This is a genomic window from Weizmannia sp. FSL K6-0777 (genome assembly GCF_038593185.1).
Taxonomy (GTDB): domain Bacteria; phylum Bacillota; class Bacilli; order Bacillales; family Bacillaceae_C; genus Weizmannia; species Weizmannia faecalis.
Window position 1 is genome coordinate 483719 of the sequence record NZ_CP151971.1, and the last position, 12383, is coordinate 496101.

The window sequence follows — 12383 nt, forward strand, 5'->3', positions numbered from 1 at the left end:
TTCATTTAAGGAAAAAACCTTTGAGCAACGCTGGACACCTCTTCGAAGGGGGGATTTTGTATCCGGAGATGGCCTGAAAAATGAAGGAGGAAATTTGAAGGTTTGTGTCGAATGTAAAGTATGTTTTTGAGGGAATGGGCAACAGGGTTCCACTCCCTTCAGCAATAAAGTGAATCCCCCATTTTATAAAACTTATGAATACATCATCCCGGTTCAACTGATCTGTGCGTATGTCCCGCAGTTAAAAGGGATCGACCCAAGTACGCCAAAAGACAAGGATTTCCATAGAAAACTGGGGAGCAAGAAACTGGCCTGGTGATTTGTTCAAGTTGTCCTTTTAAGAAAAAATAGCGGCATAACGCCATTACTCCTCTATCGTAAAGAATGGCTCTTGATCTGGTACAAAGGAGGTGCTTGAATGCAAAAAAATCCATGTGTCTTATGGCTGATCTGGAAAAATCAGGAGACAAGGCAGCGTTATCATATTGGCAATTTATTTCATGAAAATGGAAAATACATTTTTTCATATGAATTAAGCGGGAAGCGCAGAACCTTAAAAGAGGCTTTGGAAAATGGATATAAACCGCATCTGTCATTTCGTAATCTAAATAAGACATACGTTTCTGATCGCTTATTTGGACCATTTGAACGGCGGTTACCGGATAAAAGGAGACCGGATTTTGATAAGATTTTAAAAAATTATGGGCTGCCTCCGGATTATACAGAAATGGATTTATTGCGGGCTACTGGTGGACGGCTGGCTACTGATCCGTATGAATTTGTTGCCCCGATTAGTGTTTTTGAAGACCGGTTTAATTTTGACTTTTATATCGCGGGGTGGCGCTACTATGACGGAGAAAAAGTAATTAATCAGTTGAAAGAAGGCGCGGCTGTGCGTTTTCAATTGGAGCCTTCAAACAAGGAAGATGAAAAAGCTGTAATCGTTTTGTCAGAAAAAGGGGAATATAAATTAGGATATTTTCCGGCTTTCTATAGTGGCTTTATGTATGAGATGATTGAAGAACATTTCGTTTATGAAGCAAGAATTGAAAAAGTGAGCCCTATGGCAAGGCCGCAATCAAAGGTAAGTATTTCAGTTACCGGATGTTTGGCGAACGGTTTTTTCGTAAAAAATGGCGAAAATGTTGAATCAGTACATGTGCTTGTTTAAAAACAGCTTACTCTGTATAATCGTTTCCCGTATACATTACTAGGAAATGGTGTTTCTGGATTGAGCCGGAAGATGGGTATTCTTGGCGGTGTGTCTAGCCGTTAGCCTTATTGATTCACCATAGCATGAACTTCTGCAACTGAATGCATTCCGTGAAGTGACAGCACCACTTGAATGTGGATGCCCGATCGTTTTTTGAAGCTGAAATTTAGGATGCCCATCTGCAAAAACCCTTGGTGCCATTTGGCTCCAGGGGTTTTTGATTTCTCACTTACATATCAAAAAAGACGAGATTTTTATGCTATCAAACCTCAGGGATCTGATCCGACCATGACCGCATTGAGTTTTGTACAGGCTAACGAAACAAAGGCCGACCTGCAACTTAAAAAAATAAATAAGGGATTCCCTTCCGGTTCACAAAGTCCTGCTGCCCCCCTCGATTGGCCCCCATTCACAGTTGTATCAAAAATTTTTTAGGAAGTGAAAAACGCTGAATATAATCAGGAATTGCTGAACGAATCCACTTGTCAACAAGCTTCACCTCAATATATAGAAGAATGTATCTGCGAAAATGCGTGATTCTACCTTCTCTATACGTTGAATCACGCATTTGTTATAAAATCTTTGCATTACATTTCGGCAAAAGCTATTATCACCTTTGCTGAATCTAGAAATTTTTGCTTATTCAGCAACCCCTAATTAAAATCTTCTTCCAATCCCCCATTTACTCTGTTGTCACGCAGTGCCCATTGCTTGCAAAACGTCCGGTTATGTTTCATATCGTCTAAGCTGTATTCCGGCTTGCTTAGTGAAAAGATAAAGGAATTTGCCGGAATCGTACCGGATTTTTCACATTCGTGTGAAAAAAGCCGCATTAATTACAGGAAGTGATTTTCTTATAATTGAGATCGTAATAAAGAATAAATCACAATTTGAGGTGAGATCGATGAAAAGTTCATGGCTAGATTTAGAAGGAAAAGTTGCCATTGTTACGGGCGGTGCATCAGGTATTGGACAAAGTATCGCAAAAGCGTTACTGGAAAACGGGGCAAAAGTAGTTGTTTCAGATTTGGCAGTTGAAGATGGTGAGCAAGCAGACGGTTTTTACTATGTGAAATGTGATGTAACCAAAAAAGAAAGCGTTGACGAAATGGTGAGAAAGACGGTAGAACGTTTTGGCGCTATCGATGTTCTTGTCAATAATGCCGGTATCAATCTGCCAAGGCTGTTGGTTGATACAGCCGGAGAACGGCCGGAGTACGAACTGGACGAAAAAGCCTTTGATCTCATGGTGAATGTAAACCAAAAGGGACCGTTCCTGTGTGCGCAAGCTGTTGTAAAAGAAATGTTAAAACAAGGAAAAGGTGTTGTTGTCAATATGGCATCTGAAGCCGGCCAGGAAGGATCTGCAGGCCAAAGTTGTTATGCAGCAACAAAAGGCGCGTTGATTGCTTTCACTCGGTCATGGGGAAAGGAGCTTGGAAAGTTTCATATTCGCGTAGTGGGTGTAGCCCCGGCAATTATGGAAAAAACCGGATTGCGAACGGATGCCTATAACGAAGCATTAGCTTATACAAGAGGCGTGACGGTTGAAGGATTGGCAACAGACTACAGTAAATCGATTCCGATCGGGCGGGAAGGAAAACTATGTGAGGTTGCCGATCTTGTATGTTTCCTTGCTTCGGACCGTGCCAGCTATATTACGGGGACGACCTATAACATTTCTGGCGGGAAATCACGCGGATAACTAACAGACAGGCAAATAAAAGCCCCAACCTTGTGAGTGCTGTACCATAAAGCCCAGAGGATATATCTGCATACTTTAAAAAAGGGGGTTTTACCGTTATCTTGTCGAGTCTTGGATTCCCGGCTGTTATCGCTGATTGAAATTCTGCTTCATAAAGATTATTGCACTTTGGATGAATTCGCACAACGATTGGGAGTGAGCACAAGAACCATTCGTAAAGATATTAAACAGTTAAAACTTGAAATGAAAGGTATTGCGGAACTTATTAAAGATAAAAGTAAGGGCTACCGCTTAGTGATCGAGAATGAAGAAGCATTTCGGCGTTTGTGGGAATGTTCAAAAACCGAAAAAGCGTCGGAAGATTCCCCGCAGTCGCGATTGGCTTTTATTATTAGCAGGTTAATGAACCACGATCGCGCCATCACGCTGGATGAACTGGCTTTTGAAATGAATATAGGAAGAACAACGCTTGTATCTGAAATGAAAAAAGCCAAAATGTCACTAAGTTCCTATAATCTGGTTATTCGGGGAAAGCCGAATAAGGGCATTTATTTAAGTGGCGCTGAATTAGATTTACGTTTTTTCATATTGGACAATTTATATGACTACTTATATAGCCATGATCATTTAGAAGGAGAACTGGAGAGAAAAATTAATGGAATAGTCAAAAAGCAGGCACTTGAATTAAGTACAAGAAAAAAGTTATTGCAATTTATTATTGTGATGCTAGACCGGCTTACAAAGGGCCGATCATTGACGGTGATGAAAGAAAAGTACATGAAACTTTTGGAAACAAAAGAATATCAGCTGGCATTAGAAATTGCTTCTATTCTTGAGGATGGTTTATCTATTAAGATTCCTACATTTGAAGTTTTATTTATCACCATCCCGATTGCCGGCAGAAGGACTCCGATAAGCAGTAAGATCATGATGGATATTTCCATCTCTGAAGATATGATAAAGCTGGTACATTTAATTGTTGAGGAAATCGGGTTTCATAAAAACATCATTAGCGAAAACCAAGCTTTCTTTACGGATCTTGAGTATCATTTAACGCTGATGTTAAATCGCTTGATGTTTGATTTACACCTTGAAAATCCATTACTGTCTGATGTGAAAGAGAAGTATCCGGTCGCCTATAAGATGGCTGAGATTGCAGGTCAGGTAATTGAAAAGGAATATCATCTGAAAGTTCCTGCCAATGAACTTGGCTATATTGCCATCTATTTTGAAGTACTAAATTCAAAAAACGAATTGAAAACAAAGCGCCTGCAGCGGGTCGCCGTTGTATGCGGAACAGGAAGAGGAACTTCGGAACTGGTTGCCATGCAATTGCGGCGCATCCTAAAACAGGGCACAAAAATTGATCTGTTTTCAGAACATGAAGTGGATAAAGAAACCTTTACAGATTACGATATTGTTTTTACGACAGTGGACCTTGACTTTGAAACAGAGCCGCCTTTGATCCGGATCAATGAGATTTTTGATGAAGACAGAATTGAACAGGAAATTGAAAAAGTCACCTTCTTGCACAAGTTCAACATCAGAAACGGCGGAAATGACTCATTTATTATAAAAGCACTGATAGATCGTGATAAGTTTTTCATTTTAGACAGCACGAAGAGTTACCGGAAAAATGTAAACTTCATGGTAAATGAGCTGATTGCAAAGGGACATCTGGACCGGGGTTTTATGGAGCGTTTGAGGAAAAGAAGTGAAAAAGGGTCTATGGTGTTTGACCAGTCTATTGCCCTGCCACATACGATCCATTACCAGTCTTCCGAAATTGTCCTTTCTGCCGGGGTGTTTCCAGATCCAATTAAAGAGGATGGCAAAGTTATTAAACTGGTTTTTCTCCTTGGATTACCGGAACAAGCACATAGCGACCCTAGTCTATTAGTTAGAATTTATGATGAAATTATCCAGATGGCAAAGGATAAAACGCTCATTGACAGGCTATCCCGATCAAAGAACTATGAAGAATTTATCGCATCTCTCAATCAGACCGGGAAATAGGGATTTTCAAAAAGGGGAGTGATGAAATGCAAATCATTTTTATCATGGTTTTTATAGCAAGTGCCTTTTTATTTCAGTTTGTCTTGGGCTACTTCCAAATTAGGCAATTTTCGAAAGCGTATACACAACTGCGAAAACTCGGAAAGGTAGCTATCGGCAAACGGCCTGGTAAAATCCGCTCCGGAACGATTGTACTTTTTGCATTGTCCCATAACGGCACTATTTTAAAAGCGAAAAAAATCCAAGGTGTCACCGTAATGGCGAGGGTACGGGACTTACAGGGATTCGAAGGAAAAAACATCAAAACGATAAGTGAAGCAGATATGGCGAAATGCAACAAATTATTGCGGCTTGCTATTTTAGACGCCGTCAATAATTACAACATCATCATGAGCGGCGGCCAAATTCCGGATAAACCGAGCCTGTTGAAACGCATGATGCATCAGGCGGACCGTTTAGCCACCTTAAAAAAATAATATGAAGAGGTGAAAGGTAATGGATATTCTTGTTCATTTGGCACAAGGATTTATGTCCTTGTTCCAAACAGGTGCAAAAACTTTTGTTTCGTGGATGAATAATATTGTTCCGGTCGTTTTGCTTTTACTCGTTGCCATGAATACATTAATCCGATTAATTGGGGAACACCGCATTAATCGTTTGGCAAAGGCATCAAGCAAAAACCCGCTGTTAAGATATTTAGTCCTTCCATTTTTGGCATCCTTTATGTTGGGCAATCCGATGGCCTTGTCAATGGGACGGTTCTTACCGGAAAAATACAAACCGAGCTACTATGCTTCGGGCGCCTATTTCTGCCATACGAGCAATGGCTTGTTCCCGCATATTAATCCAGGTGAATTGTTTATATGGATGGGGATTGCACAAGGGATTCAGAAACTTGGCCTTAATACAGCCGATCTGGCAGTCCGGTATTTCCTCGTCGGATTGGTTATGAACTTTTTCGCAGGGTGGATCACAGACTTTACGACAAAAGTTGTAGAACGGCAGCAAAAAATCAAACTGAAATCTGAAATAAATTTAGACTGAGGATAAAGGAGGATGCTCCATGGCTAAATATCGTTCTGTAAAAATAGTGAGAGGAAGCGGCGGTTTTGGCGGCCCGTTAACGATCACACCGACTGAAAAAAGAAATAAGATCCTTTATATCACAGGTGGCGGGGCAAAACCGGATATTGTCGATAAAATTGTTGAATTGACCGGCGCTGAAGCTGTAAACGGATTTAAAACATCCGTCCCTGAAGAGGAGATCGCCCTGGCGATTATTGATTGCGGTGGTACATTGCGATGCGGCATTTACCCGCAAAAACGGATTCCGACCGTTAATATTATGCCAACTGGAAAAAGCGGCCCATTAGCAAAATATATTACAGAAGATATTTATGTATCAGCTGTCGGTGTCGACCAGATTCATCCCGTCGAGGTGGACGAGCATGCAGATGTGGCGGCTGCAGCAGAAAAAGCATCCGAGGCCGAACCCGAAAGAAAATTTAAGTATAGTACCGATAAAAAGATATCACAAACGCTGGCAGCACAAAAAGAACAAGGGATTATGACAAAAATCGGCCTCGGTGCCGGGAAGGTGATCAACACCTTCTATCAGGCAGGCCGTGATGCAGTCCAAACGATGATCAATACAATTATCCCATTTATGGCATTTGTCTCGCTATTGATTGGAATTATTGAAGGATCGGGCGTTGGTAATTTGTTTGCAAAAGTAATGTCACCGCTTGCAGGAAATATTTGGGGTTTGCTTTTGATTGGTTTTATTTGTTCATTGCCATTCCTATCCCCATTGCTTGGGCCTGGAGCCGTTATTGCGCAAATCATTGGTACTTTAATTGGGGTGGAAATTGGCAAAGGCAATATTCCTCCTCACCTGGCACTGCCGGCATTATTTGCGATTAACACGCAAAATGCCTGCGATTTTATTCCGGTTGGTTTAGGCTTGGCGGAAGCGGAAGCTGAAACAGTGGAGGTCGGGGTGCCTTCGGTTTTGTACTCAAGATTCCTGATCGGGGTTCCAAGGGTGTTTGTTGCATGGCTGGCAAGTTTTGGGCTATATCAGTAATATAGAATATCATAGCATAATAGGGTACAGATCCATCCTGCTGCTTCAGCGCCACAACTAGCAGAGAATTGGAAAATTACCAAGACAGAAAAAGAAACTTAAAGGAGGTTGAAAGACGCGGTGTAAGACCGTTGTCCGTATTATATGAAAACCATCTATGAAAATACAATTAAAACAAAAGGGCCAATGGCGGAAAACTTTTTAAATGAGAAAATGATTATTTTATTCGGGGAAAAGGCGCCACAAGAACTGAAAGATTATTGTTATTTGATTGATGTAGTGGAACCGGCCGGAGAGATACAACCTGGTCAAGCATTATATATAGGAAATAAAGTTTTTAAAATCACATCGGTTGGAGATCTTGTTCAACGCAATCTAGCAGCATTAGGCCATATTACACTGCGTTTTGATGGCGCTTCAACGCCTGAATTGCCAGGTACCTTGTATTTGGAAGATAAAGAGGTCCCCCTGATGGATAGCGGAACAGAAATCAAGATTGTCAGTGCTTAAACAGGTTGGAAAAATGATTAAGGGAGGGAAAATGGTTGAGACTATACGTTGATTCTGCAGATGTCAAACAAATTGCGCATCTGGTTGAATATTTTCCCATTGCAGGCGTTACAACGAACCCGTCCATTCTCGTCAAGGAAAAGCGCCCTTATCTGGCAGTTTTAAAGGAAATCAGAGAAATCATCGGTGAAGATAGGGAACTCTTTGTCCAGACGCTTGGTGAAACGGCTGATGAAATGGCAGAGGAAGCCCAGTTCATCATCAGTAAACTGCCTGGCAAGACCATTGTGAAAATTCCGGTTACAGAAGAAGCAATCAAAGCGATGAAAATGCTTGCGCAAGAAAAAATCCCTGTGCTCGGAACGGCTATATACGCACCCTTTCAGGCATTAATGGCCGCTAAAGCGGGGGCAAAATATGTTGCCCCTTACGTAAACCGAATGGATAATCTAAACGGAAATGGGGTCAAAGTCGTTTCTGAAATTGCAAAGCTGTTTTCTATCTATCATTTGAAAACGGAAATATTGGCAGCCAGCTTTAAAAATATCCAGCAAGCAATGGATGTCTGCCTTGCTGGAGCTGAAGCGCTGACTTTATCTCCTGATTTTATTAATAAACTGGTATCATACCCGGCAACCGTAAATGATATAAAAGATTTTAAAGCACAATGGACCGCGCAATTTGGGTCTGCTCATTCGGTTTTGGGGAACTATGGTGAAGTTTAATCCGGCCGGTTTGAAAAATTGGAGTCCTAAAAAGGGCTTGCTGAACGAATCAGATTCTGTCAGATACAAGCCAAATTACGGTTATTAAAATATAAAATAGTGTTGTACAAAAATTTCAAAAAAAGAACCCTGAGCTTCCGCTCCAGATTCATTATAAGGAATTGAAGGGCTACTACTGTTTCACTGGTCTCCTGAAGGCGTGCTCGAATAAGGCCTAGCCCATACTTGCGCTTGCCTTCGCCAAATTTGCTTTCAACGGCATTACGTTCGGAGGCATCCTGCCTTGCCACGCGTTCTAAGGTTTTGTCTTCCGTTTTGGATGGGCGTCCCAACCTTGGCCCACTCAGACGAATGCCAAGAGATTTACAGTATGCTAGGTTGTCACGGTTTCGGTAGATTTTATCTGCTAAAATCGCTTCTGGATAAAATCCGAACCGGTTGTAGTAGTTCTCAATAGATTCTCTAAGGGTGATCCCTTCATTGTAATTTTCCCAGTCGAGTTGCTCAATCAAGGCATAGCCATCTACAACGCTAATGGCGACTTTTGAGCCGAATTCCACGTTCGCTTTTGCCTTGCCACGCACAATTGGACGGACATGCGGCTGGGAAATGCTCACAATCCGGTGGTCAATCCGATGTGTTTTCTTTTTGTACATTTCTGCCTGTTGGCGGTAAAGTTCATGAATCACGAGGAGTTGTCGGTATTCATCTTTGCTCAAAAGAGACAGGGAGCTTTGGGAAATGAGATTTCCAATGATCTCCAGATTCCGTTTCACATATCCAAGTTGTTTGCCGACAGCTTTCCGGATTTTCCGGGCTCCAGCTTTGCGTTGCTTAGCGACAGAAAGATAGTCCCTGCGGGCTCTTTTTCTGTAGGTCCGTGGCTTTGGTAATTTTCCTTTGTGCGGTTCATGCAGTACATCAATGATATGTTCCAGTTTCTCACGGGCTTCGTTCAAAAGCCCCAGATCAGTAGGGTAAGCAATATCAGCCGGTGCACAGGTTGCGTCCAGAATGAGCTTTCCTTTGTTCTTCGTTTTAGGAGAAGCCGATCCAGTTGAATTCTCTTCCGAAGCAGGACCGGAAGGTTGATGATCACCACTACTATGATCGTCATCATCATGGTGATCATCATCGTTGTCATTTTCCTTAGATGCTTCTTCCGATTGGCGTTCTTGTTCTTCCAGAACAATCCATTCATTCAGTTCATTGATGATGTTTGCACCCAAACGTTTTCTAAAACGAGTCATCAGAGAATGATCGAATGGGGCTTTTTCCTGGAATTCAGGCAACCCGATAAAATACTGAAGATACGGGTTTTCCGTGATCTGTTCGACTGTTTCCCGGTCAGATAGCCCAAGCCGTTCTTTGATATAGAGAGCCCCAAGAGCAACTCTGACAGAATAAGCCTTTTCACCTTTGAACTTTTTCTTGAAGGACTTGGCATACTTTTCTTCAGCCTTCCACCAAGGGATTAATTCAGCAAGACGGACCCAGCGATTTTCTTTATTTAATTTTCCACCGAATGGTAGAAAAAAATCTTCTACAAAAGTTAATTGATGTTCAGTCTTTTTGTACATCGTAACGGCCTCCAAGTGCAAGGTTTTTTACACGTTTCCTATAAAATCCTTACACTTTATATTCGACAAAAGTGGCCAAAATCCTTGTCAAATCTGGAATTTTTGTTTATTCAGCAAGCCCTAAAAACGAAATGGCAGAGGACTTGAAGGTGAAATTCGGGTATTTTTCCTAAGAAGCATCCAGCGATAGTTCAGCCGGAAACAGCCCGGAAAGTTAAAGGAATGTCATTAGTGAATAAAAGGGTTAGATACAGTTGAAAAAATAGCGGCATAATGCCGCTATTTTTTTAGCATTATGGATTTCCGGAACTCCGCTTTAAAAAAGCCTCAAGAAAATCCGATAAATGCCTCCGCTCTTCTTCAGTCAGCTTTTGCATGTTGTCTAACAACCGTATCATATCAGCAGATAATTTGGATTCATAGCCGAAGAATTCAGCCAGTGAAATTTCAAGGGCATCACAAATGGTTGAAAGTTTGTCTAAAGAAGGGGTAGTCCTGCCATTTTCAATGTCGCTCAGATAAGACTGTGAGATGAAAGCTTTTTTGGCTACTTCATTGCCTCGCAAGCCTTTAGCTGTTCTTATATTTTTAATTCGGATCCCGATGTCCACTGATTATCACCTATTGCCATTATATATTGATCGAGCTGGCTAGGCAGGAAAAATTCAACAAAATAATACACAAATAACGTATTTTTATATTGACAATACGTTATTAGCGGAATATAATACAAATCAAATAGAAATTCCTTCAAAAGTCATAACTTTTGGCATCTCGTTTCCGATTTCTTCAACTCCTATGACATCCGCAAAAAGGAAACTGTTGTTGCATCATTTCTGTTCTCATCATGGATGGATTGCCGATCTTTTAATCAGAAATTCAACAGGTCCTATCCAAGAGCTATGTCCCTTTAGAGGAGAGACTGCGATAACTGATTATCGCCAAAATTTAGTAAGCGGTGGTTGGTGCCCCTAATAGTGGCACAAAATGTAAACGATTAAGTAATCGTTTACACAAAAATTTTCCTATAAGTAAACGATTACTTTTCCAGGTGATTAAAATGGTGAAATCTACAATCAAAGATGTTGCATTGGAAGCAAATGTTTCTACAGCCACTGTATCCCGGGTGTTAAATGAAAGCGGGTTCGTTAGTGAAGAGATTAAGCAACGTGTTTACTTAGCGGTAAAGAAACTGAATTACCAGCCAAACGCAATTGCCAGAAGTTTAAAGCAGGATAAGACGAATACCATTGGTGTTGTGATCCCAGATATTACAAACATGTATTATATGACGATCGCAAAGGGGATTGAAGATACCGTTCAGGAAAAGGGTTACAATCTGATTTTCTGTAGCAGTAACGAAAACCCTCAAAAAGAAAAGAATCTTTTGCAGCTGTTGGTTGAACAAAGGGTGGACGCGATCGTATTGGCTACGGCTGGCAGTAATGAAGAAAAAGTGAAGGAAATTTGCCAATCCGGGTTGCCAGTTGTATTGGTTGATAGAACTTTTGATGTTGAGGGGCAAGAATTGGATTCTGTAACAGAAAATAATTTTGAAAGCACTTATGAGTTAACCCGTTTTCTTATAAACCAGGGGCATCAGTCTATTGGCGTGGTAAACGGACTGCTAAATGTCAGCACAGGGAGGGAACGATATGACGGATTTAGGAAGGCGATGCAAGAATATGGGCTTGAGATAGATACAAAGTATATTTTTAACGGTTCCTTCACCCAAGAGGACGGAATAAAAGCAGTTGATTATTTTCTTAATTTCCCCCAAAAACCCACTGCTATTTTGTCCTTTAACAATGAAATGACATTCGGCGTTTTGCTTGAATTGACAAGAAAAGGATATTCTGTACCGGAAGATATGGTTGTAGCTTCCTATGGCGACCTTGAAGCAGCCAAATTATTAAAATCGTCTGGGATTATATCATTGGTTCATAAACCTTATGAAATGGGGGAGAGGACAGGGAATATCCTATTGAAACGCTTAAACCAGGAAGAAGGGCCCTTTACGGAAATATTTCAGCCGGAATTAGTTGTAAGCAAATAAAATTTATGCAATAAGCAGCCGTAGAAACGAAAAGGAGATGGAGAAGTGTTAAAAGGAATACCAAAAATAATCGGCCCGGATTTAATGAAGATCCTGTTGGAAATGGGGCATGGGGATGAAATTGTGATTGCAGATGGAAATTTTCCTGCTGCATCCCATGCAACAAAATTAATTCGGTATGATGGCCACAATGTCACAGAATTATTAGAAGCAATCTTACCATTCTTTCCTTTGGATACTTACAGTTCTTATTCTGCCACACTGATGGCAGTTGATGAACATGATCCTGTTAAGCCATCCATTTGGGATGAATACAAATCTTTGATTCGAAAATCCGGCCAACCTTTTACGTCATTTGAAATGGTGGACAGGTTTAAATTTTATGAGCGGGCAAAACAAGCCTATGCCATTGTAGCAACAACTGAAAAAGCGCTTTATGCAAACATTATCCTTAAAAAGGGGGTTGTGGCTGATTAAGTCATTTTGAGTTAT

At 41.0% G+C, this 12383-nt stretch carries 12 protein-coding genes; 10 read left to right on the forward strand and 2 right to left on the reverse strand.

Going from position 1 to position 12383, the window contains the following annotated elements:
- Nucleotides 1-418: 418 nt before the first annotated feature.
- The 8 genes from NST70_RS02280 (at nt 419) to NST70_RS02315 (ending at nt 8255) form a co-directional block, all read left to right on the forward strand.
- Nucleotides 419-1171: an HIRAN domain-containing protein gene (locus NST70_RS02280; protein WP_061577535.1), complete on the forward strand. Its 753-nt coding sequence runs from the start codon at nt 419-421 to the stop codon at nt 1169-1171.
- 946 nt (nt 1172-2117) lie between these two features.
- Nucleotides 2118-2918, forward strand: a complete 801-nt coding sequence (locus tag NST70_RS02285; RefSeq protein WP_061577543.1) for an SDR family oxidoreductase — start codon at nt 2118-2120, stop codon at nt 2916-2918.
- 36 nt (nt 2919-2954) lie between these two features.
- Nucleotides 2955-4934: a BglG family transcription antiterminator gene (locus NST70_RS02290; protein ID WP_235601146.1), complete on the forward strand. Its 1980-nt coding sequence runs from the start codon at nt 2955-2957 to the stop codon at nt 4932-4934.
- A 26-nt stretch (nt 4935-4960) separates the two neighbouring features.
- Entirely contained in the window at nt 4961-5410 is a 450-nt protein-coding gene (locus NST70_RS02295; RefSeq protein WP_061577537.1) for a transcriptional regulator GutM, read from the forward strand.
- A 19-nt stretch (nt 5411-5429) separates the two neighbouring features.
- Complete coding sequence (locus NST70_RS02300; RefSeq protein ID WP_061577538.1) at nt 5430-5978, forward strand: PTS glucitol/sorbitol transporter subunit IIC; 549 nt, start codon at nt 5430-5432, stop codon at nt 5976-5978.
- A gap of 19 nt (nt 5979-5997) precedes the next feature.
- A complete protein-coding gene (locus NST70_RS02305; protein ID WP_061577539.1) occupies nt 5998-7020 on the forward strand; it encodes a glucitol/sorbitol-specific PTS transporter subunit IIBC in 1023 nt (340 codons plus the stop codon).
- A 144-nt stretch (nt 7021-7164) separates the two neighbouring features.
- A complete protein-coding gene (locus NST70_RS02310) occupies nt 7165-7530 on the forward strand; it encodes a PTS glucitol/sorbitol transporter subunit IIA (RefSeq protein WP_061577540.1) in 366 nt (121 codons plus the stop codon).
- A 35-nt stretch (nt 7531-7565) separates the two neighbouring features.
- Entirely contained in the window at nt 7566-8255 is a 690-nt protein-coding gene (locus NST70_RS02315) for a transaldolase family protein (RefSeq protein WP_061577541.1), read from the forward strand.
- Between the two features lie 59 nt (nt 8256-8314).
- Here NST70_RS02315 and NST70_RS02320 read toward each other — a convergent pair whose 3' ends face one another.
- Together NST70_RS02320 and NST70_RS02325 are read right to left on the reverse strand one after the other, a co-directional pair.
- Nucleotides 8315-9835 (reverse strand): IS5-like element ISBco3 family transposase, encoded by a 1521-nt coding sequence (locus NST70_RS02320; protein ID WP_043052461.1) that lies wholly within the window; start codon nt 9833-9835, stop codon nt 8315-8317.
- A 293-nt stretch (nt 9836-10128) separates the two neighbouring features.
- Complete coding sequence (locus NST70_RS02325) at nt 10129-10446, reverse strand: helix-turn-helix transcriptional regulator (RefSeq protein WP_061577637.1); 318 nt, start codon at nt 10444-10446, stop codon at nt 10129-10131.
- A 449-nt stretch (nt 10447-10895) separates the two neighbouring features.
- Here NST70_RS02325 and NST70_RS02330 point away from each other — a divergent pair, with 449 nt between their 5' ends.
- Together NST70_RS02330 and NST70_RS02335 are read left to right on the forward strand one after the other, a co-directional pair.
- On the forward strand, nt 10896-11891 hold the full coding sequence (locus NST70_RS02330) for a LacI family DNA-binding transcriptional regulator (RefSeq protein ID WP_061577638.1): 996 nt from the start codon (nt 10896-10898) through the stop codon (nt 11889-11891).
- 45 nt (nt 11892-11936) lie between these two features.
- On the forward strand, nt 11937-12368 hold the full coding sequence (locus tag NST70_RS02335) for an RbsD/FucU domain-containing protein (RefSeq protein WP_061577639.1): 432 nt from the start codon (nt 11937-11939) through the stop codon (nt 12366-12368).
- The last annotated feature ends 15 nt before the right edge of the window (nt 12369-12383 follow it).

Bases quoted from the DNA above. Each gene is read 5' to 3' on its own strand.
- NST70_RS02285 (WP_061577543.1), top strand. From the start codon at position 2,118: ATGAAAAGTTCATGGCTAGATTTAGAAGGAAAAGTTGCCATTGTTACG.
- NST70_RS02305 (WP_061577539.1), top strand. From the start codon at position 5,998: ATGGCTAAATATCGTTCTGTAAAAATAGTGAGAGGAAGCGGCGGTTTT.
- NST70_RS02320 (WP_043052461.1), bottom strand. From the start codon at position 9,835: ATGTACAAAAAGACTGAACATCAATTAACTTTTGTAGAAGATTTTTTT.
- NST70_RS02300 (WP_061577538.1), top strand. From the start codon at position 5,430: ATGGATATTCTTGTTCATTTGGCACAAGGATTTATGTCCTTGTTCCAA.
- NST70_RS02310 (WP_061577540.1), top strand. From the start codon at position 7,165: ATGAAAACCATCTATGAAAATACAATTAAAACAAAAGGGCCAATGGCG.
- NST70_RS02280 (WP_061577535.1), top strand. From the start codon at position 419: ATGCAAAAAAATCCATGTGTCTTATGGCTGATCTGGAAAAATCAGGAG.
- NST70_RS02330 (WP_061577638.1), top strand. From the start codon at position 10,896: ATGGTGAAATCTACAATCAAAGATGTTGCATTGGAAGCAAATGTTTCT.
- NST70_RS02295 (WP_061577537.1), top strand. From the start codon at position 4,961: ATGCAAATCATTTTTATCATGGTTTTTATAGCAAGTGCCTTTTTATTT.